Below are 24,893 nucleotides of genomic sequence, written 5' to 3'. Positions count from 1 at the left end.
TTATATACTTTCATCAAACATCTTTATTTTATTTATACCTTTATCAGACATATCACCATGTGATTGATATGGTACATTAGCCGTAGTTTTAGTTAATACATTAATATTAAACTGAATGCATTCCATTTTATTCTTCAAAAGCAATTTATTGCATTCATTTATTTTTTTTATTGATTTAGCTTGTTCCCATACTTTTTTTGTAATTTCATCAACTTCAAGTTGTTCATTATCTGATATTGTGGTATTTGACTGCAGAATGTTTTGCTTAGTTCTTTCTAATAATTTTATTTCGTTCATTAATTGTTCCAGATTGCAGGTTGTCGTATGGAAAAGTTTATTATTTACATTTTTCTCTATTAATAATTTTTTTTGCATTTCCATATTCTTTTTTAAAGCTTCATACTTTTCCACTTGTTTTTTTAATATATCTATTAATTTTGTCATAACACTTTTAAACCTTAAAACCCAGTTCTTCTCTGTGCGGAGAAAAACCTTGATTCCCATTTCCCTTATAATTAGGATCAGCTTTTAATTGTGATATTGAATTTATATTCAAATTTATTGCCGTCAATGCTCCCCTCATCAGCAATCGGTTAGCATCATTTATATCAGTTACCTTTTTCACGGACATTGATAATTTCGTATTTGCAATTGAAAACTTTTCCTTATATTCCTGCGGGCAAAATGCTGTTAATGTCTTACTGTTCGATAATTGATTTATCAAAGGATCTTTTTCAGCCATTTTTTTCAAAATGCCCCTGCGTTCAGCTTCAATAAAAACAATTTTATTCACTATCTTTTGTTCTTCATTCACAATTTTATCCAAATTATGCATATCTATTTCTACTATAGCTTTGCGTTTATTTTCATTGAGAATAAAAAGATTATCATATGTTTCTATAAGTTTCAGCAATACATTTATTAATTCCTGCCACATAATATTATCCTCTATTTATCTTAAGTTAGCCATTTAAAATTTTCCCGGCAATCTTTTGGGAATCAATTTTATAATCATTATTATTTATCTGGGCACTGAAAAAATTAACTTTATCCATCCGAACATCCGGCATGGATCTAAGTTTATTCAAATATGAAGAAAATTCCTGGCTTTCATTTGACAAAACAATTTTATCGCCGTCATCAGTTTTGTTGATGTCAATATTGTTTCGCGGTTTTGCAGCTGTCTTATCAATACCGTTTAAATATATGCCGGTAATTGACTGAATATGACCGCTATTAGAAATCATTATGCACCCCTCCTTAAAAAAATTACCGATACTGCCTGCTAAACAGAATATCGGTGATTGCAATAATTCAATTAAATAGCGTTTTTAGTTATTTTTTCTATATTTTCTAAGCAAATCATTCGTTTTCTTTAATTTTCGCAGGTTAATGGTCATAAGTATTTATTTTGAATACATACCACGACTGTCAAGTTTTGAGTCACGAATTTTTTGCTGTTTTTTATTCATAACATCACTCATTTTTTTAATATCATTTTGTAATTCCTGAGTGCATTTAACACAATAACGGCCTTCGCTGATAAGTTCGCCGCATCTTTCACAAGGATAGGTTATTGAACCCTTGCCGATAAACCGACCGGCCCGTATCATCCTCATTATTGTTTTTTCTTTTATTCCTGTGGCTTCATATATCTGTCTGATAGTACTGCCCGGATTATCTCTAAGATAACTGCTGACGACAAGTTCTTTTTTTTCCTCTTCAGCAACACAATCACTACACATCCCTGCCCCTGTATCAATAAACAGCCTGCCGCATTCCGGACAATTTCTCATTTTGTTAGCCATATTACTACCTCCAGGATAATGTCTCTCTAAAACATTTTTCATATCATTAAACAAAAACTATTATTCAGCATCTGTTGCCAGAACCAGACCATATATTTTAACCGCACCATGCCTTTTTAAAACCTTGGCACAAGCTGACAGCGTGGCACCGGTCGTATATATATCATCCAGCAGCAGACAATTCTTCCCGCTTACTGTCATTCCTTCTTTTAGTGAAAAAGCATTCTGCAGATTTTTTAAGCGTTCCTGCCGACGCAATTTATATTGTGCTTGTGTAAAAAATATTCTCTTTAAGTTATTTTCACATTTAAAATGCTTTTTTGCAAGCCATTTTTTAAAAATCAGTTCCGTCTGATTGAACCCGCGCTCTTTTAACCTTTTTTGGTGCAGTGGAACGCAGATAACAATATCGATGTCTTCGGGCAGTTCAATATTTTTTATTGCTGTCTCAATAAAGCTGCCTAAATATGGCAGCGTGCTTTTCCGTCCGCCATATTTAAGCTGTATTATCAATCGGCGCAACACTCCGTGATATCTTCCCAATGCCCAAATTCTGTTAAAGTTTTGATATTCCCATCGATCAATTGCAACAACATGTGCCTGAACAGTACTATCCATACACTTACTGCACCAGCTGCCAATATTCGGCAGATAGTGCCGGCATAAAGGACAACGCGGCGGGTATAAAAATGTCGCTATATAATCCAGAATGTCCATCTGTATAAACCTCATAAAATCAAGTTATTTTATGTGCCAATCGTTCTGCCAAAAGAGTATAGCGTTTTTGTGTACGATTGTTCTGCACTGCGGTAAACAATGCCTTCTTAGTTCCCAATATGATAACTTTCTCTTTGGCCCTGGTCACTGCCGTATACAATAAATTACGCTGCAGCATTATAAAATGGCCGGCAGTCAATGGCAATATAACAATTTTATATTCACTTCCCTGACTTTTATGCACGCTCATCGCATAAGCCAAAATCAATTGATTACATTCAGCCAACTGGTAATCCACGTCTGCCTCGGCATATTTAACAACTATTTTTTCCGCTGTTATTTCTTTGATAAATCCAATATCTCCGTTAAATACATTTTTTTCATAATTATTTTTTGTCTGCATGACTTTATCCCCGACACGAAAAGACTGAACCGCTGTTTTATATTCTTTTTTATCCCGTGTCGCCGGATTCAAAGCCGCCTGTAAAAGTTTATTCAAATTACTCACTCCGCATGGTAAACGATGCATCGGTGAAAGCACTTGCACATCAATGAGTGAATTGTAACCATTTTGCGGTAATTTATCCTTGCAGAGTGTGACTATTTCCTGTGCTGTAAGTTCATCATTTTCAATTTCCTGAAAAATAAAGTCCTTGCTTGAAGAACAATCCGGCATTCTGCCGGCATTGATTGCATGAGCATTATGAATTATCATGCTTTCCTGGGCCTGACGAAATATTTCATCGAGTTTTAAAGAAAAAATCACCTGCGACCGCAATATATCTTTAAGAACAGCACCCGGTCCCACTGCTGGCAGCTGATCAACATCCCCCACCAGAACAATACGACAACCTGTGGGAACAGCATTCAAAAAATGCTGCATCAGTACAATATCGACCATTGACACCTCATCTATTATTATTACATCAGCATCCAAGGGTTCGTCACTATCCTTGCCAAAAGCTGCTTCATCGTCATAATTGATCCCGGTCGCTTCCAATAATCGATGTATTGTTACGGCTCTTTGCCCTGTAGCCTCTGTCAACCGTTTGGCAGCTCGGCCGGTAGGTGCTCCCAGTAATATCTGTAATCCAAAATGCTGCAATACGGCAAGGATGCCCCTAATTACTGTGGTTTTACCTGTTCCGGGACCTCCTGTCAGCACAAATACGCCGTGCTGAAGTACCGCATCAATAGATTCACGTTGTTTTTGCGCCAATGTGATGTTGCTGCTTTGCTCCCATTTAGTGGTAATCTCAGCAGCACTATCCAATGACAGCGAATCCGCATTATTATTTAAATCCAGCAGTTTTTGTGCGACCTGTTTTTCGGCAAAATAAAGATAATCCGGATAAATGAGCTGTTCCCCTCCAATATATTCTGTATACAATCGGTTGGCAGTAATCTCGGCCTTGAGCCTTAATCGAACATTTTCATCATCAACATTCAAAAGTTTTGCTGTCTTGGCAACAACCATTTCTTCCGGCACACAGCAATGTCCGTTGCCGGCAATCTGCTGCAGGGAAAAATCAATGCCTGCCGTTATGCGGTTATCATCGTTTTTTTGAATTCCCAGTTGGCCGGCTACCTGATCTGCCGTCAAAAATCCAATGCCGTCAATATCCGACGCCAGCCTATATGGATCATTTTCCATTAATTCAATGGCAAAAGACCCATAAACATCAAATACTCGCCCGGCATAAGTCGATGACACACCATGCGCTTCAAGCCAGATCATTATATCACGCAGTTCTCCCTGCTCATTATAAGAATCAATAATTTTTTTTAATGTCTTTTTGCCAATGCCGCCGATCTCACACAAACGACCCGGTTCGTTTTCGATTATCTGCAGTGTATCCTTGCCAAACTTATTTATTATTCGCTTAGCCATCACCGGACCAATGCCATCTAAAGCTCCCGATGCCAAAAAACGTTCTATCCCATCAGCGCTGCTTGGTGCCGATACCGTTATCCTGCAGGCTTTAAACTGTTGTCCAAATCGCGGATGGCTTACCCATTCTCCCTCCACACATACATTTTGCCCGATTAATGGTGCCGGAGCGTTTACCGTAGCGGTGATAGAAGTATTTTGTTGTTCCGGCTGCAGGCGAAATACACAGAATCTGCCATCACTACTGGCAAATATCACTGATTGAACACTGCCCTCAATTTTTTCCATAATTTTTCCCTGATTAATAATATATTTATACTACCTTTTGTACTATCTTTTCTTTGGTGCAGAGAAAAAACAATAAAAAGATAACCATTTATACCATTTTTTTAATATCATTCCAGCAGCTTATCCCATTCCTGGTATTTTGCATCTATTTCCTGCTGCTTGGCTGCGTAGTCACGCGCTATTTTCTGACTTTCCTGAAGGTCCTGCTGTTTCAGCGGATCATTCATTTCTCGTTCCAGTCCCTTTAATTCGACCTCCAGCATAGCAATCTGCGCTTCACAACGCTGCTGCAGCTGTTGTTTTTTATCTTCACTGGCAAAAGCAATACTATGATTTTCTTTTACACCGGTCTTAATTTTTTCTGTATTTTTTTTATTATTGCTTTTAGCTGATTTAGCGTTTTTTAATATCTTCCCATTATCGATATCCATTGCCCTAATATTTTCGCTTTTTTTTAAACGATAATAACTATAATTCCCATCATATTGCGTCAAGCTGCCATTTTCCATCTCATAAGTACAATTAGTTACTTTATCTAAAAAATAACGATCATGCGACACGACTAAAAAAGTTCCTGGAAAAGACATCAATGCTTTCTCCACTGCCTCACGGGCTGGTATATCAAGATGGTTGGTAGGTTCATCGAGAATTATAAAATTTGCCCCATCCATCATGAGCTTTAACAATGCCAGTCGCGATTTTTCTCCGCCTGATAAATCAGCTACTATTTTGTAGACATCATCACTTCTAAATAGAAAAGTTCCCAGGTAATTTCGGGCCTGCTCATCAGTAACACCATAATTATCGGTTATTTCCCGCAAAACATTATTTTCCCCGCTAAGTTCATCATGATACTGGGAAAAATAACCTATTTTTACCCGGCTGCCAATCTTAATCCGACCACTGTCAGGCTCTAACTCACCGACTACCAACTTTAACAGCGTGGTCTTGCCCACTCCATTTGGTCCTACCAATGCAGCCCCGTCGCCTTTTCTTACTGTCAGTGAAATATTTCTAAATACATTTTCCGTACCAAAAGAAAAAGCGGCATCTTCGACTTCCAATACTTTTTGAGCGCATTCGACTGGAGGGTTAAATAAAAAATAATTAAAACCGCTGGCATCGGGCGGCAGAATAATTCTTTCCAAACGATTCAACTGCTTTTCCCGTCCACGAGCTTGTTTTGATTTTATTCCGGCTTTATAACGCCGAATATATTCTTCTGTCTTTTTTATATGTTCCTGCTGCTTGATAAAAGCTGATTCCAATGCTGCCCGACGTTCGTTACGCACCTGCAGAGCCCGGGTATAATTACCCTCATATTTATCTATTTTCCCATTTACCAGTTCCATTATCGAAGTAGTTACCTTATCAAGGAAAAAACGGTCATGAGAAATCATCAGTACTCCGCCCTTATAATTCTTCAAAAAATCTTCCAGCCATTCAATCATGGAAATATCAAGATGATTTGTAGGTTCATCAAGAAAAAGGAAATCCGGTTCACGCAAAAGTGCCTTAGCCAGACAGATACGTGTCTTTTGCCCACCGGAAAAATTCAACGGCGATTTATGCAGTTCGGCTTCACTAAAACCTAATCCAAAAGCAATCCGGCGAATATCATTTTCATATTCATAACCACCGCGGCGCTCAAACTCCTCAGCGACTTTCGCATATTCACGTACTACATCATCAAGCGATGTATTTGTCTGCGCCGCCGTATCAATAGCTTTTTCCAATTGACTTTTCCTGCCGCCCAATAATAACACATCTTCAAAAGCAGTAAGGAATTCATCATATAGCGTTGCACCGGTAAATTCAGCCTGCTGCTGAACATACCCTATTCGGTCAGCCGGATCCAGTTTAATAATACCGCCATCATAGTCTTCTATCCCCATGATGCAGTTAAGAAGTGTTGTTTTACCAACACCGTTGGCACCGATAAGGCCAATTTTGTCACCTTTGTCAATGTCAAATGTCACGTCATTAAATAGTTGTCTTATACCAAATGCCTTCGCCAGATCTTGTATATGTAATGTGCTCAATTTTTATATCCTAACTTAAATTTATTTGTCATACCGCTGCATCTCATGATAGCTAAAATCATTTTCAAATCAAATTATATGATAAGCTTTCGCCACCTGCATGTGCTATCTTCTATAATCTCTGCCAATATTTACTACAGCCTGGCCTGTACCGCTGCCAGTCATAATTACACAAGGGAATGACATTCCATAGAACAGATTTACAGCGTTATCATTAGTCATGATTTTCGTCTGCTGATTAGATGAAGTGCGGCCAGTTTCAACACTTGAGATTTTAAAACCCTTACGCTGCAGCTGTTCAGCTACAGCCGCCCCCGCGCCATTTATTCCGCTGGAATTTATCACCATAACAGTAATATCTTCCGGTTTCATCGGACTATCTTTTTTCTCAGTATTATTTTCGACAGCATCGCTGTTGTTTACTTTTTCTTCAGGTCCCTTACTAAGCAGTTTTAAACCATCAGGCAGCGATTTATTATATTCTTCAGCTGTTTGCTGCGCATCGGCTTCCATCTGACTTGTCATCACAACATCCATTGTCTCTGCCATATTGCGGCGCAACTCTTCAATATCAGGTAGCCAGTAACTCACATCATCAATGTAAGCTGGTTTACCAGGAAGCATCGATGATGTGACGCCACCATCTTTCATCCCCGGCAGCAGCCTGGCAAATTTTAGCATATCAGTAAAAGACAAATTTGTCTTTACTGTTGAACTGACTTCCTTGATTATCTCCGGTATCTTAGGCAAAACAGCCGGCGTCAGTACTTTAGCCAGAACAGCCTTTATAAAATGCTGTTGACGGGCTATCCTGCCAATGTCTCCCTCGCCATCCCGGAAGCGTACATATTCAATGGCTTTTTTCCCATCCATATGCTGCATTCCCGGATATAAATCAATATGCAGGCCACCATTATCATCCCACGGATCATCATAGTACATTCTTTTTTCCACATCAATATCCACACCGCCGATGGCATCAATAATTTTGGCGAATGACTGAATATTTATCAATACATAATAATTCATTGGAACATTCAGCAGGTCTTCAACCGCTTTTTGCGTCAGCTGATGTCCCCCATAAGCATAGGCATGATTTATTTTGTCGTAATTATGTCCATCTATCTTAACCCGGGTATCGCGCGGTATTGACAGCACAGATACATCATCTTTTTTTTCATCAACAGTAAATACCATCAAAGTATCACTGCGCCCCACATCGTCAGCCCGACTGTCCACTCCCATTACCATTATCGTTGTTTTTTCATTGCCGGCTTGTCCCAAAGTATTTTTAGTTGTACTATATCTGGTAAAAGCATAAGCCATAGCCGCCGCAATCATCAGCAGCAAAATAATACCCAGCATTATAACGCGATGATAACTTCGTTTATACTTTATTTTCTTTTGTTCCAATTATTAATTCCCCATGATTTTCATATTAATATCCACAATATTCTAATACTGGTTTGCAAAACATATAGATTAAATATCAATTCTCTATCTGAATTCTATTTCACCGGCTTAATATCCGTTTATTATTATCAAATAAAATCTGCATATATAAACAAAATTTAGTATAGCAAAAAGTCACGTTATTTTCAATTTTTCGTGTCATTGCCAATGCATACTATTTATTGTAAAATATTATCATAATCATAAAATATCAGATGTGAAAGGAGTCATACAATGGCAGTAAAATTAATCGCCCTTGACATGGACGGAACTACACTGAATAACGAAAATATAGTATCGCAAAGGAATCACGCAGCAATACATAGAGCCCGGGAAAAAGGCATCGCCGTGGCAGTCTGCACCGGCCGCTGCAATACAGAGTTGCTGCCTATTATAAATCAGCTGCCCGATATCCGGTATTTCATAAATGGCAATGGCTGCAAAATATATGATAAACAAGCTGATAAGACTATTTTATCTGATCCCTTGTCCTTTTCTGCCGCCAACACAATTTATCGAATCGTACGGGAATATCCAGTGATGCTTGAGGTATATACCAATGAGCAAATATACACGTCCCGATCATGTTACGAGCATGCAGTAAAATATGTACCAAAGCAATTCGTTCAGCTTGTCAAGGACACACGTACGCCGCTTGATAATCTTAAAGCCTTATTCCGTCAGGATTGGCAAAAACCAATATATAAATTAAATGCTTTTTTTTACCAGTCTGATAATTATGAGGATATCCGTACCAAGTGCAAAGATTTGCCGGCAATAATGACCGGCTCCACAGAAGCTAACCTGGAGTTCAACAGTATGACTGCCAGCAAGGGAACAGCCTTATCCAAGCTGGCTCAAATGCTCCACGCCGCAGCGGACGAAGTAATGGCAATCGGTGATGGCAGCAATGACGTGTCAATGCTGGAATATGCCGGTTATTCAGTGGCTATGGCAAACGCCGTATTCGAAGCTAAAAAAGCCGCTAAGTACAGCACTGTCAGCAACGCAGATGATGGTGTAGCCATCGCTATTGAAAAATATGCACTTTAGAATATTTGACCGCATCTTATTCTCATTTTCTCATTGTTTCAATGCCCGCTGAAGGGAGGGGCAGTTTATGAAGTATACGATTTTTTTTCTGGTACTCAGCATTATTGCTGTTTTATCAGGCGATGCTTACAGCTTCCGACAGCTTTATCCCGCGCCGGAAATAAGTACACATTATACCCAGGCTGTACCTGCTTCCGATGCACCTCTTTTGGCATGGAATAAAAACACTCAGGCTGTTTACTATGAGCTGGAAGTTTTTAACAAAATTCCTACAGACCTAAAAATTAATGCGCCTTCACCTGAACATGTTTACTTCACTAATCAGGTATTTATAAATGCTTTTAATCTTGATTTGAAAAATCTTGACCATGATGTCCCAACAACGCTGTATTGGCGGGTTCGCGCAATGGATATCGACAACAGGCCGATTACTAATTTTTCTTCTATGGAAGTTTTGTATACTGACAATCATCCCACTAAAATAAATTCACCAATTCCTGACGCTGATTATGATTCAGGTAACGGCAGTATCCTTTTATATCCGGTTTACCAATGGATACCTAATGCCGGTGCCAGCAAATTCGAAATAGAAATACTGTCTTCTCCGCCGGAAACTGACAATACTGACTCATCGCAGCCAGTCTATTCCCATACCATAGACTTCGCCTGTGAATATTATGACCCATTTCCCCGCATTGGCACATATTATTGGCGGGTACGCGGACTTGATGACAGCGGACAGCCTGTAGGTGACTACTCACAAACTGAAAAATTCAGTAATGATCCGGCTGCCCATTACAATGTCGGTATCTTTGGTGACAGCATCAGCCATGGAGGAGGACATATGTCATACAGTCCGGCAGATTTTGAATTCAGCTATGCCCATTATCTCAATTTCCCTACAATAAATTTATCAGAAAGTGGTGATACCATTGAAAGGATGGTAAACCGATTTGATAAAGATGTCCTGCCGTTTGCACCCAAATATTTAATCATAATGGGAGCCAGCAACAGCCTGCGGGCAGGTGTACCGGCCGATAAAATCATTGTCGGCTTAAAAATGCTGCAACAAAAATGTTATCAAAATAACATAACGCCTGTATTATTAACATTACCGCCAATAAATCCAATCAACATAAAAAAAATATTCAATGAAGGTACAGCATCCGGCTGGGCTGATGAATTTAATAAAGTCAATGCTTATATCCGTACACAGCTTTATATTGATACAGCGGCTGATTTTCCGACTCCACCTGATGTACTGCCTACTGAATATGCGTTGGACGGACTGCACTTGGATGACAATGGTAAAGAAATTATGGGACGGACAATCAATGCTAACTGGCAGCGTATTATCGAAACAGCAGCTGAAAATGATGGTTCAGTCGATGTGGACATCAGTGATGATGAACTGAAAATGTTTTATGATACACCTGATGTACATTAGCCCAATACCAATATATTGATTAATTGTATCTATTCATTAGCGGTGTTATAATAATAATATATTATTTTTATATCTTATATTAGAAAGGCAGGATTACTATGCAGGCAGTTGAAATAAAAAAAGGGATTTACTGGGTAGGTGTTATCGATTGGAATTTACGCAATTTTCATGGCTATCAAACCAGCAGAGGTTCTTCTTATAACGCTTATCTGATACTTGATGAAAAAATAACTTTAATCGATACGGCAAAAGATACCTTTCACGACGAAATATTGGAACGGATAAGCTCCGTCATTGATCCGGCAAAGATTGATTATATAATCTGCAACCATCTTGAACAGGATCACTCCGGCTCCATTCCCAGTATTATGGCAAAATGTCCTAATGCTAAAATTTATACTTGTTTTCCCAATGGTTTGAAAAATATTCCAAAATTTTATGGTGACTTGGATTATACAGGTGTCAAAGCCGGAGATTCTCTCAATATCGGCAGCCGCACCTTGCAGTTTATTCCGGTACCGATGCTGCACTGGCCGGATAGTATGTTCACTTATTGTCCTGAAGAAAGAATTTTATTTTCTAATGATGCTTTTGGTCAGCATTTTGCATCTGTTCAGCGTTTTGATGATCAAGTTGATTTCAACGTTCTCATGTATGAAGCAAAAAAATATTATGCCAACATCTTGATGCTTTACGATCGTCAGGCAAAAAAGGCCCTTGAAGATGTTGCCAATCTTGATATTGAAACCATTGCTACCGGACATGGTATAATTTGGCGAAAACATATCGCCGAAATCATCGCCAATTATAAAAAATGGTCTGCCGATGAAACAACCGAAGAAGCAGTTATTGTTTATGACAGTATGTGGCATTCTACCGAAACAATGGCCAAAACCATAACTGAAGCCTTTGTTCGTAGAAATATCCCCGCGCAGCTTTATGACTTAAAAGAAAACCATATTTCAGATATAGTAACTGAAATATTGACAAAAAAATATCTTGCCGTAGGGTCTCCTACTTTAAACAATAATATGATGCCCACAGTTGCCTCCTTTTTGTGTTATCTGAAGGGATTATCTCCTAAAAACAAAAGCAGACTCACTTTTGCTTTTGGTTCATACGGCTGGGGTGGACAAAGTATCGGCCAGGTCGAAGATGAACTTAAAAAGTGCGGTTTTTCAATATGGCTTGATAAAATAAGCATCAAAAATATTCCTGCCAAAGACGAATTAACAAAAATAACAGAAACCATTTTACAAAAATAATACCTTAAAATAAAAAAATGCAGCAAGCGATTAATTTTCGTTTGCTGCATTTTTTATTTTTATTGTTTTACTTTATTATTCCCATGCGTTTTTGAATTATCCTGAGTGGTATTGTAAGCACCAGGTTAAACAATAAAATCATAATTATGAGCAAGGCACCAATACCATCAGCAATCAAGCCTCTGTCCGGTACCAGACCTACCGACATCAAATACCATAAATGCACTGCTAAAGTCTCACCGGCAGCCATTACATCAGTATCAAACATATACCTTGATACTGTCGTACCAGCTGTAAAAATCAAAATAGCCGTCTCGCCTAATGCACGTCCGGCAGTCAAAATGATCCCGGTAATAATCCCCGCTAGTGCCGATGGCAACACTACTTTATAAATTGTCTGCCACTTAGTGGCTCCTATTGCCAAACTGGTTTCACGATAAGCCTGCGGTACAAGTTTTATAGATTCTTCCGTAACTCTTACTAAAAGCGGTAAGTTCAAAAGTACCAAAGTAAAAGTACCGCTTAATATACTAAATCCCAGTCCGGCCATATTGACAAACACGATCATGCCAAAAAGTCCCAGTACTATCGATGGTACTGTAGCAAGACTTTCCGTACTGAGCCTGATAATTTTTGTCACAACATTGTTTCTGGCATATTCAGCCAAATAAATGCCGGCTCCCAAAGCAACCGGTACAGAAATCAGCAATGATAAAAACAGCATATAAAATGAATTGAACAATTGTGCGCCTACACCGCCACCTGCTGATATATCACTTGATTTGCCGAATATAAAATGCACCGAGAGCACCGGCACTCCCTTGTATAAAATGTACCCTAAGAATACACACAACAGCGCAATGATGAAAAATCCGGTCAGCCATAATATCAGCATAGCTATTTTATTTATCAATCTGGCACTCATCAGGCATACCTCCTGGCACTGATACGCTTTATCAGCAAAATCATCAACAATGAAACCACAAGCAAAACCAGAGCCATTAAAAACAATGCGTTTCCCCATGGTGAACCAAAGGGAGTATTGCCCATTTCAATGACAATATCACTGGTTAAGGTTGCTGTCGGTGTAAATAAGCTTTTCGGTAAAAGCGGTGTATTACCAATTACCATCTGCACAGCCATTGTCTCTCCCACTGCTCTGGCCATTGCCAGCACAACTGCCGTCAGTATTCCCGGTGCGGCTGCAGGTACAACGACTTTATATAAAGTCTGCCAATAAGTTGCCCCCAATGCCAAAGATGCCTCTTCTAAAGGTTTTGGCACCCCATCCAAAGCATCTTCACTAATGCTTATTATCGTCGGTAAAATCATCACAGACAATATTACCGCTGTCACAAAAATACCATAGCCCATATTGACATCAAATAAATTTCTTACTAATGGTATAAGCACAGTAAGACCAATATAACCATAAACCACCGATGGTATCGCCACATATAAATCAACAGCCGGACGCATAATATTTCTGAGTTTACGCGGTGCTATCTTGGACATAAATACAGCACCCAAAAGCCCCAAAGGTGTCCCAATAACTATCGCCAGCATTGTTACTGCCACAGAGCCCAATATAAAACTCAATGCCCCATATTTATTGATTGACGGATTCCATTTATCAGTCAAAAAAAATTCAATAGGGCTGACATCATGAAATGTCATCAGCCCCTGTTTTCCGACAAAAAATATTATGGAAAAAATTATTATGGTCATCAATGCTGCGCAGGCGATAAACAAATACCGCACATAACGGTCATATATTAATTTTCGTTGATGATTAAAATCTTTTTCCATGTTTTTACCTTTGCAATGATTTTTCTATAATTATTTTTTCATTTTGCTTATCGGGATAAATCCTAATTTTTCTACCTGTGAATTTTGGAATTCATCGCCCATTACATAATCAATAAAAGCTTTTACAGCATCTTTAGGTTCACCTTTTGTGTACATATGTTCATAACCGAAGATAGGATATTTACCATCAATAACTGCCTGAGCTGAATATGCCACACCATCAAGTGAGAAAGTTTTTACACTTTTATCAGCATAAGCGGCATCTACATATCCTATTGCTCCTGGCGTAGTTGCCACACCTTTTAACACAGCTCCGTTAGAATCCTGAATAGAGGCATTATCAGTAAATTCTTGTCCTTTCAATATAGTGGCCGTAATAATTGCACGGGAACCGGATGACTTAGCACGATGAATAATTGTAATTGGCTGATCATCACCGCCGACATCTTTCCAGTTGGTTATCTTACCGGTAAAAATATCAGATGCCTGTTGTATTGTAAGGTTAGCTACTTTATTTTCAGTGTTGGTTATCAAAACAAACGGTGCCACAGCGACTTTATGATCAACCAAGCCTTTATCCTTGTACTGATCCGGTAAATCAACATCTGAATCACCGATATCAACAGCACCTTCGGCTACCTGATTCATTCCAGTGAAAGAACCGCCGCCAGCAATATTTACAGTAACCTTATCATGAGCTTTTTCAAATGCTTCCTGTGCCGGTTTAAGCATCGGCAGCAAGGCAGTTGACCCGGAAGCCGTTACTTTTCCTTCCAGTGCCGACGCTGCTTTATCTCCGCTGCCCGACGCCGCTTTATCAGCCCCGCAGCCTGCAAGCAACATTGTTCCTAATACCATTGTTCCCAATAAAGCTAATAATTTTTTCTTTCCGCTAAATAGCATCCTAAACCCTCCAAATAAATTTAATTAAATTTAAAACCGACCAGATAATTCTCATCGGCATCTAACCTGATTTATTCCCTGTTACTCATTTTGCAGAACTATATCCTTTATGCTTCAAATTCATTTTAACGTATATTTCAATACTGCTTGTTATGCATTTGTTAATATTATGTTAACTATCGTGATATTTGCATTTATCAATAGGATATTCAGGAAATTTAGCGAAAGTTATACTTTGAATTCATTTTAATTAATTTAGTATGGAGAGTTTATATGAAAATTTTAGTTGTCGATGACGAAGCTCCGATTCGTGAATTACTGTCTTTTAATCTAAAAAAGAATGGTTATACAGTGTTGACCGCTGCAGACGGATTTAGTGCCATTGAGCTGGCCCAGCAAAACGACATTGCACTTATTCTGCTGGATATCATGCTGCCGCAAATCGATGGTTTTGAAGTGTGCCGCCGCCTGAAACAGAATAAAAACACCTCTAAAATCCCAATTATAATGATAACGGCTAAAGACGAAGAAATAGACAAGGTACTTGGCCTTGAACTGGGCGCTGATGACTACACGACCAAGCCCTTCAGTATGCGTGAGCTTATAGCCCGAATCAAAGCTGTACTGCGACGCAGTAACACTCATCAACAATCTTCCGATGGTGAATTGATCCTGGGGCATTTAAAAATTGATTTTAATGGGTATGCCGCTTATCTTGATGATGAACAGCTGATGCTGACACCCAAGGAATACGATCTATTAAAATTATTTATAACCAATGAAGGAAAAGCTTTTTCGCGTGATGAACTGTTAGAAAAAGTATGGGGTTATGAATACTACGGTGATACACGAACTGTTGATGTCCATGTCCGTCACCTGCGTGCCAAACTGCAATCAGCACCTGATATATGCGACGGCATAAAAACCGTACGTGGAGTCGGTTATCGATTTACCAGACAAAATTATAAAAAATAACACTCCCGAATATCCTTATATAACATCTGTTATCATTTATTTACTGCACTAATTTTAACGAGGTGATTTTTATGTATGCAATAATAGACATTGGCTCTAACACAATACGCTTGGTCATTTACAAGGCAGAAAACAACTCGTATACCGTCTTACTAAATAAAAAAGAAATGGCTGCGCTGGCCTCTTACGTTCATGACAATATGATGAGTGGAGCCGGTATTGACAAGGCCTGTCATGCTTTGACCACTTTTAAAAAAATTGTCAATGAACTAAATATAAGCAATGTATATGCATTTGCAACCGCTGCTTTGCGAAATGTAGCTAATAGTAATCAAGCCGTACAGGAAATAGAATACCGCACCGGTCTTAAAATAGATGTAATCAGCGGCAGAACAGAAGCCACTCTTGATTTTATCGGTATAGCCGGCACGGCCGCACTAAAAAGCGGTCTGATGATCGATATTGGCGGTGCCAGCACTGAACTGGTCGCTTATGAAAATATGAAAATAAAACAGGCCGTCAGCCTGCCATTGGGGTCGCTTAGTGCTTATAATAAATATACCAATCATTTTTTCCCCAATAAAGACGAACGGGAAAAAATCAGCAGCAAAATCTTATCTTTACTGGAAGCAGAAAAACAAATTAACTTTGCTGCCGAATACCAAAATATCTGCGGAGTCGGTGGGACTATCCGTGCAGCTAAAAAACTATATAACCAGATATTTAGTCTCAGCCCGCAAAATAACACGATACAAGCTAAATATATCAACAACATCATCAAACCGTTTTTAAGCAAGAAGAACAAAAATCATATTGACCGCAGTTCACTTGATACTCTATTGGATATAGTTCCTGAACGAATACGTACTATTCTGCCCGGTACAATTATATTGGAAGCTCTGGTCGAACATTTCGCAGCGCAAAATATATTTGTAAGCCAGGCAGGTGTACGGGAAGGTTATCTGTCAAAAATAGTTCTAAAAGAATTTGATGACATCGAGGTGTGATATATGGTAAAAAAATTTCATCCGACATATACACAAAATCGTGAACTATCATGGCTAAAATTCAATGAACGGGTATTGGAAGAAGCCTCTGATGAAACAGTACCGCTTTGCGAACGGTTGAATTTTTTATCAATATTCAACAGCAATTTAGATGAATTTTACATGATACGCGTTGGCAGCCTGTATGATTTATCTCTGGAAGACAAAGTTAAATTTGACAATAAAAGTTTCTTAACTCCTGCACAGCAACTTGACAAAATATTCTCAGCAACACGCTTATTATATAAAAAACGCGATGCCTTGTTTATCAAACTAGAACGAATTTGCAAGACTGCCGGCATACAGCATAAAACCGCTGTCAGGCTCGGTAAACTGGAACAAATTTTTATTGAAAAATATTTCAGTATGCAGGTAATGCCATTGCTTTCCCCATTGGTGATAAATATTCGCCATCCTTTTCCCCATTTAATCAACAAAGCACTGTATGTTACAGCCATTTTAAGAGAAAAAAAATCTTACATACTTGGAATTATTCCAGTACCAAAAAACTTACCAAAATTATTGTATCTGCCGGGCAAAAAAATAAAATATATTCTAATGGAAGATGTCATTCAATATTTTGCCAAAAAAATTTTTGATATGTACACCATAGAAAACACCGCAGTCATCAGTGTCACAAGAAACGCCGATATAAGTCTTGATGACGAGGACTTTGAATTGGGAGAAGATTATCTCCAGCATGCTCGTAAAAGCCTGAGAAGGCGGTCTAGGCTTGCCGCTGTACGATTAGAATTAAACGGAAATACTACTCCCTTTATGGTAGATTTTCTGGCAAAACATTTAAAAATAAAAAAGGCACAAATCTTCCATTGCCGAGCACCGATAAATATTACCTATTTGACATTACTGCAACATAAACTGGCAGCGTCATCAGATTCAACTTATCCGGCATTCAATCCATCTGAAAAATGCGCCGTTCCAGAAAAGTGCCGCATGATTGATTATATAAGTGAACATGATTTACTTTTAAACTATCCTTATCAAAGTTTTGATTTATTTTTACAATTATTAAAAGAAGCTGTTTATGATGAAACTGTTTTTGCTATAAAAATTACTATTTACCGCATCGGCGGTCAAAAAACAAAATTAATCCGACTGTTAAGCATCGCTGCTGAACTCGGCAAAGACGTCACCGTACTAATGGAACTACGGGCCCGTTTTGATGAGGCTAACAATATAAATTGGGCTGAACTGCTGCAAGATGCCGGCTGTAAAGTAATTTACGGCATGGAAGGTTTTAAGGTACATGGGAAAATATGCCTTATAATGCGTCGTCAAAGCGATAAAATTGAATACATCACTCAAATAGGCACCGGCAATTATAATGAGCAAACGGCTAAAGCGTATACAGATCTTGCTTTTTTCACTGCTTCGGAAGGTATCGGTCTGGATGCTGTACAATTTTTTCAAAATATGGGCACCGATAATTTATATGGCAGCTACAAACACTTTCTAGTAGCCCCGAACGGTCTTAAAAGCGGTCTTTTAGCTCTAATCAAGCATGAACAGCTGCAGGCTGCACAAGGTAAGTCCGCACATATTCTGCTAAAGATAAATTCCCTGACTGACCGTGAACTCATCGATGCACTGGCAGCGGCATCGCAAACCGGTGTAGAAATAAAAATGATCATTCGCGGCATTTGCTGCTTAAAGCCTGGTATAGCCGGCAAAACAGAAAATATCAAGGTAAGAAGCATTGTCGGGCGGTTCTTAGAACATTCCCGCGTTTTTTGTTTTGGCAGCGATGCAGACATTAAAATTTATATTTCTTCTGCCGATTGGATGACCAGAAATACTGAACATAGGGTAGAATTGGCCTGTCCCATATATGACAAGTCACTGAAAGAAAGCATTTATAAAAATTTATTGATAATGTGGCAGGACACAGTTAAGGGGCGATCATTGGATACCGACGGCAATTATCAGAAAATCATCAGTAAAACCGCCCCATTTGACAGTCAGGTCTTTTTCCTGCAACAAAACAATACACTTCAGCAGTCAGATAGTTTTACAAAAAATTAACATTCAGCTAACAATGATATCGCTATTATATGCTATATTTACGAGGAAGACATGTCCAGGAGGTACTACAATGCAGTATAAAATGCAGGCCAAAAATCTAAATCTATATTATGGCAGTAAGCAGGCTTTATATAATATTTCACTTGATGTACCGTCTAATATGGTCGTTGCACTTATCGGTCCGTCAGGCTGCGGTAAGTCGACTTTTTTAAAAACTCTCAATCGCATGAATGATTTAATTGACAGTGTCCATATTGACGGTGACGTATATCTGGATGGCAATGACATCTATGCACCTGATAACGACGTTGTTTATCTGCGTAAGCGCGTCGGGATGGTATTCCAGCGTCCTAATCCTTTTCCTATGTCCATTTATGAAAACATTGCTTACGGGCCGCGCATCCACGGACTGAACAGTAAGGCCAAATTAAATGAAATTGTTGAGCGCAGTCTGCATAATGCCGCTCTTTGGGATGAAGTAAAGGACCGGCTTAATGATTCTGCTATGGGAATGTCCGGCGGCCAGCAGCAACGGCTTTGCATAGCCCGCGTTCTTGCAGTCGAACCGGAAGTCATTTTGATGGATGAACCCTGCTCTGCACTTGATCCTATTTCCACAATGAAAATAGAAGAACTAGTTACTGAATTAAAAAAGAAATACACTATTGTAATGGTCACACACAATATGCAGCAGGCAGCACGTGTATCTGACTATACGGCATTTTTTCTCAACGGTAAATTAATCGAGCATGATGTCACCGATGTAATCTTTACCAATCCGTCGGACAAGCAAACTGAAGACTATATATCCGGTCGTTTCGGCTAAGAAGGGAATGTAAACTATGGATCAACAAATGACACGCAAAGCCTATACCGAAGATTTACTAAAAATACAAAAAAAAATAGTCGATATGGGAACGACAGCCTCAGCAGCGGCTCGGGATTCAATTAAGGCGTTATTGAATTTTGACAAGGATCTTGCTGCCCAGGTAATGAACAACGATGACATAATCGACAAATTACTTATTGATATTGAAGATTCCTGCATACTGCTGATTGCTAAACAGCAGCCTATAGCTCACGATTTACGAATAATAGCCACCTCCTTTAAAATATCCACTGACTTGGAACGTATTGGTGATCATGCTTTTGACATAGCCAGAATCACCCGTAATTTAAAAAAACCTTTTAATTTCAATAAATCTTACATAAAAGAATTATCTGATTGTGCCGTCACGATGATCAACATGTCAATCCAAGCTTATAAAGATGGTGATGTTAGTCTGGCCGAACAGGTTTGTCATGAGGATGATAATGCTGATTCACTTTTTGCCAAAACTCTGACTGAAATATCAAATTATACCAGTGTTGAATCACTACCGGAATTGGTATTTATCTCACGTTATTTGGAAAGAATTGGTGATCATGCTACAAATATTGCTGAATGGGTCATTTATCTCGAAACGGCCGAACGCATCCGCAAAACAAAAAAAATCAAATAACCGTTATCTTCAGTGCAAGGAGCTGTCGCATGAAGGGTATTGACCTCATCAGATACTGCTACCGCCGTTATACGGTTATCCCCTGCCAAAGGGGATAAAGTCAACGGGATAGTGTATGCTTATGAATGAAAACACCTGCATGTGGCAGCCTTTTTTTTATGAAAATATTATCTATCTGTATTGTTCCAACCATTCAGTCCATATCGCTGCTTTATTGAGGCAAAAAGTATTTTTAAACGTTTACAATTTATCCATACAAATCTCTCTTTACAAAATCTATCACTTTTATAACGACAAGATTTGCGTTATATTATAATAAACATTCTTAGAGAGGATTCTCATTATGCTAAAATCAAGTATCAGCCGGCGGCTTACACTTTATTCACTGGTATTAGTAATTTTACCTTTGCTGATTTGCAGTATCTATATTGTCAATTATTTCTATCAAATAAATATCACAGACAGAACCACTTCTTTAGAAAATCAAGCCAAAACTATTGCCGACATCTCACAAAAATACTTTACCGATCCTGAAGATGATGGTGCCGCTTTACTGCATTCAGTCAGTGATGACACAGGCCTGCGCATCACCCTGATAAACAGCATTGGCACTGTTATATATGATTCTTCTTATGATATCGAATCCATGGACAATCATGAAGACCGCACTGAAATACAAGACGCACTGAATACAGGTCTCGGATCTTCCATACGTTTCAGCCAGACTTTGCAGAAAAATCTTCTTTATGTCGCTATTCCTGTCTATAATAAGGGTGTATTAGTTGGGGTATGCCGGACGGCTATGAGTATTGCACCTTTGGAAAAATCTTATAATGATATGAAAAATAATATCTTATTCATATTTTTAATTGTCACCATTGCTGCTATCAGTATCGGTATATTTTTAACCCGCCGCTTTATTCAACCAATAAAACAAATGACCAATGACGCCCAAAAAATAATCAATGGTGATTTAAATACCCGGCTGCATATCACAACCGGTGACGAATTAGAATTTCTCGCAGTCACAATAAATAAACTTACCAGTCGACTGCTTCGCAAAATTAATGATTCTCAAGCAAAAGCCCATACTTTGTCCCTGATTCTCGACAATATGGATAATGCCGTGATTTTATTAAATGAAAAAGGTCTCATTATTCAGGCTAATAAACAAGCTCAAAAAACTTTTGCCATAACATCAGACATCATAAATACTTACAGCATCAATTGTATCGGCAGTACCATCATCAGTGATACCGCTAAAAATTGTGCCCGTGAAAACCAAAATAAGAAAACCACTTTTCGAATCAGATTGGGACATGCTGAAAAGACATTCATCGCTTTTTTTGCCCCATTTGCCATAGAAGACCGACAAAATATCGTTTGTGTTTTTCATGATATATCATTGCTGCAGGAAATAACCGACCGACAGAATAGTTTTGTTGCCAATGCTGCTCATGAGCTTTCAACACCGCTCACTTCAATAAAAGGATTCAGTGAAACTCTGCTTGACGAAAATTCAAATAGCAGTGAAACAACGCGGCATTTTCTAAAAATTATTTATGATGAAAGCTGTCGTATGCAATACCTGGTAAAAAATCTGCTGCAACTGGCAAAATTAAACAGCCATGACTATCGAAAACAAATTATCACAACTAATATCGACAGTCTGACTGCTTTAGCTAAGGCCGGCAAAACTATGACTCCATTATTAGAAAAAAAACAACAACATTTGAATACAGATTTTCCTGACAAAACGATATTGATAAAAGCTAATCCTGATCTATTTACACAGATCTTTATCAATCTGATGGAAAATGCAATAAAATATACTCCAATTGCAGGAAACATTTATCTTTCCTGCAAAATCGAAAAAGACACTGCCGTATTTACCATAAAAGATACCGGTATAGGCATTGATAAATCAGAACTTCCATTTATTTTCGATCGGTTTTACCGTAGTGACAAATCTCGTGTACGCCAGGATATCGGAGGTTCAGGCATTGGTCTTTCATTAGTACGGTTTCTTGTGGAACTATTTGATGGTAAAATATTTGTTGCCAGTGAACCAAGACAGGGCACCACATTTACAATAAAATTCCCATTACAGCACGCTGATAATTAACTGCCGTCCTATTTTGTCTGCTGAAACATTTTCCCCCATGTTTTTTCCAGCATTTCTAAGCGGAAACGGGCATTAGCCGGGCTGGTTGAAGGCATAGGCAAAAAAGTATAGCTATTATCCTGCAAAAGCCGTTTATTGTATTTTTTAAAGCACTGATAAGATTTCCCTCCATTGAAGCACACTGTCCGTATTGCCGGATACTTTCGTAAAAAACCGGTAAAATCATTGGGAATTTCATTTTCTATAGCGGAATCCAAACTCCCCTCTCGTCTGCAGGAAGCGATGGCATCCCACAGCGCAATATGATTATCCTGCAGCATCTTTATCTTTTCATCATAGTTTGTTGGAGCATTATTATAACCAAGCAAATTTGCCATTAAACGCCAAAATCTATTCTGCGGATGAGCATAATATTGCTGCTGTTTTAATGAAACTACACTGGGCATGGAACCTAAAATCAATATTTGAGCATTTTTATTTACTATAGGCTTAAATCCTAAACATTTATCCATATATTTCTCCTTGCTTAACATCTGTATATACTATTATATTACCATTTGGGGAAAAATATCATTTACATAAATTATTTGGGCATGTCAATAAACATCTGTTATCAGATAAATTTACAGACTGTTTTTATAGGGTCAAATAATTTAACGACAATGCTTGATTATACTCGATTTTATGGTCATTAGCTCAATTTATCGACTACTTTATTGAAATTTAAAAAACTTTCTTATAAAATTTGCAATTTTTAGAGGAAAAATTCAAATATATATGATAAAATAGTCTATAAATCAATCATAATTTTTTAAAAAGGACAGGGATAATATGAACAAAACAGAATTGATCACTGAAGTGGCTCAAAAAATGGATACCACCAAAAAAGATGCTGAATTAGCAGTAACTGCCGTTTTCACAGCAATTAGCGAATCACTTGTCAGCGGTAACAATGTACAGCTCATCGGTTTCGGAACATTCGAAGCAAAGACACGCGCGGCAAGAAAAGGCCGCAATCCTCAGACTGGTGCCGAAATCAAGATTCCTGCATCAAAAACTGCAACCTTTAAAATTGGTAAGAACCTTAAAGAAAAAATGAATGTTGCCCCGAAAAGGAAAAAAGCAAAAAAATAATTAATATTCCATACCAAAAAGGGTTGTCGCACGTATCCATTTTCATTCATAAATATGTAATACTTCACTTTCTTTGTCCACTTTTAAAAAGCGGGGAGCCGCTATGCAGTGGTGGATTGCATTTTTATGAGGTCAATGCTGTTCATGCGACAGCTTTTTTTTATTTTCTTTATAATATAGTATTGGTAAGTAAGTATTAAAAAGGTAATTACTTTACTAATAGCTTATATCGTTGTATTATCAAATCACAATAATATTTAGGATGTGATTATATGGATAATACCATTGAAACTATGAAACAACACCGTTCAATACGCAGTTATCTTAATAAACCAATAGCTGACGAAGTCTTAGATCAAGTACTGCAAGCCGCACAGGCTATGCCCACTTCGATAAATGGGCAGCAGTGTTCAATTATTGTAGTAAAAAATACTGCCAAAAAGCAAAAGATTGCCAAACTGGCTGCCAATCAGCAATGGATTGGCAAAGCCCCGGTATTTCTTGTTTTTACAGCTGATTTTTACCGCTCAAGTATCGCCTGTGAAAAAAATGGGCAAAAGCAAATCATCCAGGAAAGTCTTGAAGGTACTTTGGTAGGCGCTATCGATGTTGGTATCGCACTAGGAGCTGCTATTGTTGCTGCTGAATCGCTGGGTCTGGGTATTGTCCCCATCGGTGCCATAAGGAATAATCCTGCTGAGATGATAGAACTTCTTGAACTTCCCAAATATACTTGTCCGATAGTCGGGCTGGCTATCGGCTATCCGGCAGATAAACCTGCCATAAAACCAAGATTGCCATTTAAGACATTTATTCACAAAGAAAGTTATGATTCACATAATGTCAGAACAGTCATTGATGAATACGATAAAACAATGGAAAAATATTATCGGCAGCGCGGTGACAAAGATACTAACTGGAGCCGGCAGATAGCCGATATTTACAAGCAAGTATATTTTCCTGCTGTGTATCCGACAATGAAAGCTCAGGGATTTCTCAACAATAAATAATTATCTCTGTTTTTCTTGTTATATTTTTTAATCATTGCTTTAATTATCAGTAAAACACCCCAAATATATGAATGCTGTAAATCAGCCAGAAAATTTGGGGTGTTTTATTATATGATATTTTTATACAGACAAACTAGATAATTTTTACTACTCCCTTCCACGCAAAAAACTTCTGCCAATATGTCAACAGGAGTTCTATAACTCTTAATCTTTGTTATGGATACGAAAACTGTTGTCAGATTTCACTACTGAAAAATTCTTCCATTTGACTTTTACATGGACATAAATCAAATGTTTTCTTTTCATCGGCAGCAAAAATAACTCCTAACCTGTCAAAAATAGCCTATCCATATGACCGATTATTTATATTCCCGGAAAAATTA

The 24,893-nt window shown here is 38.2% G+C and carries 23 protein-coding genes; 11 read left to right on the top strand and 12 right to left on the bottom strand.

All coding sequences use genetic code 11. The features are described 5' to 3' along the window. From flgN to F8M42_RS03810, 8 genes are all read right to left on the bottom strand, one after another. A complete protein-coding gene (gene flgN, locus F8M42_RS03845) occupies positions 1-444 on the bottom strand; it encodes a flagellar export chaperone FlgN (protein ID WP_182188043.1) in 444 nt (147 codons plus the stop codon). A 7-nt stretch (positions 445-451) separates the two neighbouring features. Next, positions 452-937 carry a flagellar protein FlgN gene (locus tag F8M42_RS03840; protein WP_182188042.1) on the bottom strand — a complete coding sequence of 162 codons (486 nt, stop codon included), beginning with the start codon at positions 935-937 and terminating at the stop codon, positions 452-454. A 25-nt stretch (positions 938-962) separates the two neighbouring features. After that, entirely contained in the window at positions 963-1,247 is a 285-nt protein-coding gene (flgM, locus tag F8M42_RS03835) for a flagellar biosynthesis anti-sigma factor FlgM (RefSeq protein ID WP_182188041.1), read from the bottom strand. 159 nt (positions 1,248-1,406) lie between these two features. Continuing rightward, a complete protein-coding gene (locus F8M42_RS03830; RefSeq protein WP_182188040.1) occupies positions 1,407-1,808 on the bottom strand; it encodes a flagellar protein in 402 nt (133 codons plus the stop codon). Between the two features lie 60 nt (positions 1,809-1,868). Next, on the bottom strand, positions 1,869-2,525 hold the full coding sequence (locus F8M42_RS03825) for a ComF family protein (RefSeq protein ID WP_182188039.1): 657 nt from the start codon (positions 2,523-2,525) through the stop codon (positions 1,869-1,871). Between the two features lie 19 nt (positions 2,526-2,544). Then, the gene (gene recD2 / locus F8M42_RS03820) at positions 2,545-4,704 is read right to left on the bottom strand and encodes an SF1B family DNA helicase RecD2 (RefSeq protein WP_182188038.1); all 2,160 of its coding nucleotides are present in this window, start codon (positions 4,702-4,704) and stop codon (positions 2,545-2,547) included. 107 nt (positions 4,705-4,811) lie between these two features. Then, positions 4,812-6,746, bottom strand: a complete 1,935-nt coding sequence (locus F8M42_RS03815; RefSeq protein ID WP_182188037.1) for an ABC-F family ATP-binding cassette domain-containing protein — start codon at positions 6,744-6,746, stop codon at positions 4,812-4,814. Positions 6,747-6,851: 105 nt separating this feature from the next. Continuing rightward, entirely contained in the window at positions 6,852-8,159 is a 1,308-nt protein-coding gene (locus F8M42_RS03810) for an LCP family protein (RefSeq protein WP_229711436.1), read from the bottom strand. 273 nt (positions 8,160-8,432) lie between these two features. Between F8M42_RS03810 and F8M42_RS03805 the strand changes: the two genes are divergently transcribed. From F8M42_RS03805 to F8M42_RS03795, 3 genes are all read left to right on the top strand, one after another. Further along, positions 8,433-9,251, top strand: a complete 819-nt coding sequence (locus F8M42_RS03805; protein ID WP_182188036.1) for a Cof-type HAD-IIB family hydrolase — start codon at positions 8,433-8,435, stop codon at positions 9,249-9,251. A 67-nt stretch (positions 9,252-9,318) separates the two neighbouring features. Next, the gene (locus F8M42_RS03800; protein ID WP_182188035.1) at positions 9,319-10,698 is read left to right on the top strand and encodes an SGNH/GDSL hydrolase family protein; all 1,380 of its coding nucleotides are present in this window, start codon (positions 9,319-9,321) and stop codon (positions 10,696-10,698) included. 98 nt (positions 10,699-10,796) lie between these two features. Then, positions 10,797-11,963 (top strand): FprA family A-type flavoprotein, encoded by a 1,167-nt coding sequence (locus tag F8M42_RS03795; protein WP_182188034.1) that lies wholly within the window; start codon positions 10,797-10,799, stop codon positions 11,961-11,963. Between the two features lie 67 nt (positions 11,964-12,030). Here F8M42_RS03795 and pstA read toward each other — a convergent pair whose 3' ends face one another. From pstA to F8M42_RS03780, 3 genes are read right to left on the bottom strand one after another with little or no spacing between them, the layout of a single operon-like run. After that, positions 12,031-12,888 (bottom strand): phosphate ABC transporter permease PstA, encoded by an 858-nt coding sequence (pstA, locus tag F8M42_RS03790; RefSeq protein WP_182188033.1) that lies wholly within the window; start codon positions 12,886-12,888, stop codon positions 12,031-12,033. Next, entirely contained in the window at positions 12,888-13,772 is an 885-nt protein-coding gene (gene pstC / locus F8M42_RS03785; protein WP_182188032.1) for a phosphate ABC transporter permease subunit PstC, read from the bottom strand. The genes pstA and pstC overlap by 1 nt, the downstream gene beginning before the upstream one ends. A gap of 30 nt (positions 13,773-13,802) precedes the next feature. Further along, the gene (locus F8M42_RS03780; RefSeq protein ID WP_182188031.1) at positions 13,803-14,675 is read right to left on the bottom strand and encodes a phosphate ABC transporter substrate-binding protein; all 873 of its coding nucleotides are present in this window, start codon (positions 14,673-14,675) and stop codon (positions 13,803-13,805) included. A 273-nt stretch (positions 14,676-14,948) separates the two neighbouring features. On the opposite strand from F8M42_RS03780, the gene F8M42_RS03775 reads away from it, so the two are divergent. The 6 genes from F8M42_RS03775 to F8M42_RS03750 all read left to right on the top strand — a co-directional run bounded on the left by F8M42_RS03775 (position 14,949) and on the right by F8M42_RS03750 (position 22,366). After that, on the top strand, positions 14,949-15,650 hold the full coding sequence (locus F8M42_RS03775) for a response regulator transcription factor (RefSeq protein WP_182188030.1): 702 nt from the start codon (positions 14,949-14,951) through the stop codon (positions 15,648-15,650). A gap of 71 nt (positions 15,651-15,721) precedes the next feature. Continuing rightward, positions 15,722-16,657 carry a Ppx/GppA phosphatase family protein gene (locus F8M42_RS03770; RefSeq protein WP_182188029.1) on the top strand — a complete coding sequence of 312 codons (936 nt, stop codon included), beginning with the start codon at positions 15,722-15,724 and terminating at the stop codon, positions 16,655-16,657. Positions 16,658-16,660: 3 nt separating this feature from the next. Next, entirely contained in the window at positions 16,661-18,739 is a 2,079-nt protein-coding gene (ppk1, locus tag F8M42_RS03765) for a polyphosphate kinase 1 (RefSeq protein ID WP_182188028.1), read from the top strand. Between the two features lie 70 nt (positions 18,740-18,809). Next, positions 18,810-19,565, top strand: coding sequence for a phosphate ABC transporter ATP-binding protein PstB (pstB, locus tag F8M42_RS03760; RefSeq protein ID WP_182188027.1), 756 nt, complete (start codon positions 18,810-18,812; stop codon positions 19,563-19,565). A 16-nt stretch (positions 19,566-19,581) separates the two neighbouring features. Continuing rightward, entirely contained in the window at positions 19,582-20,241 is a 660-nt protein-coding gene (gene phoU / locus F8M42_RS03755; RefSeq protein WP_182188026.1) for a phosphate signaling complex protein PhoU, read from the top strand. A gap of 343 nt (positions 20,242-20,584) precedes the next feature. Continuing rightward, the gene (locus tag F8M42_RS03750; protein WP_182188025.1) at positions 20,585-22,366 is read left to right on the top strand and encodes an ATP-binding protein; all 1,782 of its coding nucleotides are present in this window, start codon (positions 20,585-20,587) and stop codon (positions 22,364-22,366) included. 8 nt (positions 22,367-22,374) lie between these two features. On the opposite strand, the gene F8M42_RS03745 is transcribed toward F8M42_RS03750, so the two are convergent. Beyond that, entirely contained in the window at positions 22,375-22,878 is a 504-nt protein-coding gene (locus F8M42_RS03745) for a DNA-deoxyinosine glycosylase (RefSeq protein ID WP_182188024.1), read from the bottom strand. Between the two features lie 319 nt (positions 22,879-23,197). Between F8M42_RS03745 and F8M42_RS03740 the strand changes: the two genes are divergently transcribed. Together F8M42_RS03740 and F8M42_RS03735 are read left to right on the top strand one after the other, a co-directional pair. Further along, complete coding sequence (locus F8M42_RS03740) at positions 23,198-23,500, top strand: HU family DNA-binding protein (protein ID WP_182188023.1); 303 nt, start codon at positions 23,198-23,200, stop codon at positions 23,498-23,500. Positions 23,501-23,772: 272 nt separating this feature from the next. After that, on the top strand, positions 23,773-24,510 hold the full coding sequence (locus tag F8M42_RS03735) for an NADPH-dependent oxidoreductase (RefSeq protein WP_182188022.1): 738 nt from the start codon (positions 23,773-23,775) through the stop codon (positions 24,508-24,510). Positions 24,511-24,893: the final 383 nt, after the last annotated feature.

Origin of the sequence: Pectinatus frisingensis, assembly GCF_014076555.1 — a bacterium.
Classification (GTDB): domain Bacteria; phylum Bacillota; class Negativicutes; order Selenomonadales; family Selenomonadaceae; genus Pectinatus; species Pectinatus frisingensis.
This window is presented reverse-complemented; position numbering and strand designations above follow the sequence as displayed.

Coding starts and splice junctions, on each gene's coding strand:
- flgN (WP_182188043.1), bottom strand. CDS start 444: ATGACAAAATTAATAGATATATTAAAAAAACAAGTGGAAAAGTATGAA.
- F8M42_RS03840 (WP_182188042.1), bottom strand. CDS start 937: ATGTGGCAGGAATTAATAAATGTATTGCTGAAACTTATAGAAACATAT.
- flgM (WP_182188041.1), bottom strand. CDS start 1,247: ATGATTTCTAATAGCGGTCATATTCAGTCAATTACCGGCATATATTTA.
- F8M42_RS03830 (WP_182188040.1), bottom strand. CDS start 1,808: ATGGCTAACAAAATGAGAAATTGTCCGGAATGCGGCAGGCTGTTTATT.
- F8M42_RS03825 (WP_182188039.1), bottom strand. CDS start 2,525: ATGGACATTCTGGATTATATAGCGACATTTTTATACCCGCCGCGTTGT.
- recD2 (WP_182188038.1), bottom strand. CDS start 4,704: ATGGAAAAAATTGAGGGCAGTGTTCAATCAGTGATATTTGCCAGTAGT.
- F8M42_RS03805 (WP_182188036.1), top strand. CDS start 8,433: ATGGCAGTAAAATTAATCGCCCTTGACATGGACGGAACTACACTGAAT.
- F8M42_RS03800 (WP_182188035.1), top strand. CDS start 9,319: ATGAAGTATACGATTTTTTTTCTGGTACTCAGCATTATTGCTGTTTTA.
- F8M42_RS03795 (WP_182188034.1), top strand. CDS start 10,797: ATGCAGGCAGTTGAAATAAAAAAAGGGATTTACTGGGTAGGTGTTATC.
- pstA (WP_182188033.1), bottom strand. CDS start 12,888: ATGAGTGCCAGATTGATAAATAAAATAGCTATGCTGATATTATGGCTG.
- pstC (WP_182188032.1), bottom strand. CDS start 13,772: ATGGAAAAAGATTTTAATCATCAACGAAAATTAATATATGACCGTTAT.
- F8M42_RS03780 (WP_182188031.1), bottom strand. CDS start 14,675: ATGCTATTTAGCGGAAAGAAAAAATTATTAGCTTTATTGGGAACAATG.
- F8M42_RS03775 (WP_182188030.1), top strand. CDS start 14,949: ATGAAAATTTTAGTTGTCGATGACGAAGCTCCGATTCGTGAATTACTG.
- F8M42_RS03770 (WP_182188029.1), top strand. CDS start 15,722: ATGTATGCAATAATAGACATTGGCTCTAACACAATACGCTTGGTCATT.
- ppk1 (WP_182188028.1), top strand. CDS start 16,661: ATGGTAAAAAAATTTCATCCGACATATACACAAAATCGTGAACTATCA.
- pstB (WP_182188027.1), top strand. CDS start 18,810: ATGCAGTATAAAATGCAGGCCAAAAATCTAAATCTATATTATGGCAGT.
- phoU (WP_182188026.1), top strand. CDS start 19,582: ATGGATCAACAAATGACACGCAAAGCCTATACCGAAGATTTACTAAAA.
- F8M42_RS03750 (WP_182188025.1), top strand. CDS start 20,585: ATGCTAAAATCAAGTATCAGCCGGCGGCTTACACTTTATTCACTGGTA.
- F8M42_RS03745 (WP_182188024.1), bottom strand. CDS start 22,878: ATGGATAAATGTTTAGGATTTAAGCCTATAGTAAATAAAAATGCTCAA.
- F8M42_RS03740 (WP_182188023.1), top strand. CDS start 23,198: ATGAACAAAACAGAATTGATCACTGAAGTGGCTCAAAAAATGGATACC.
- F8M42_RS03735 (WP_182188022.1), top strand. CDS start 23,773: ATGGATAATACCATTGAAACTATGAAACAACACCGTTCAATACGCAGT.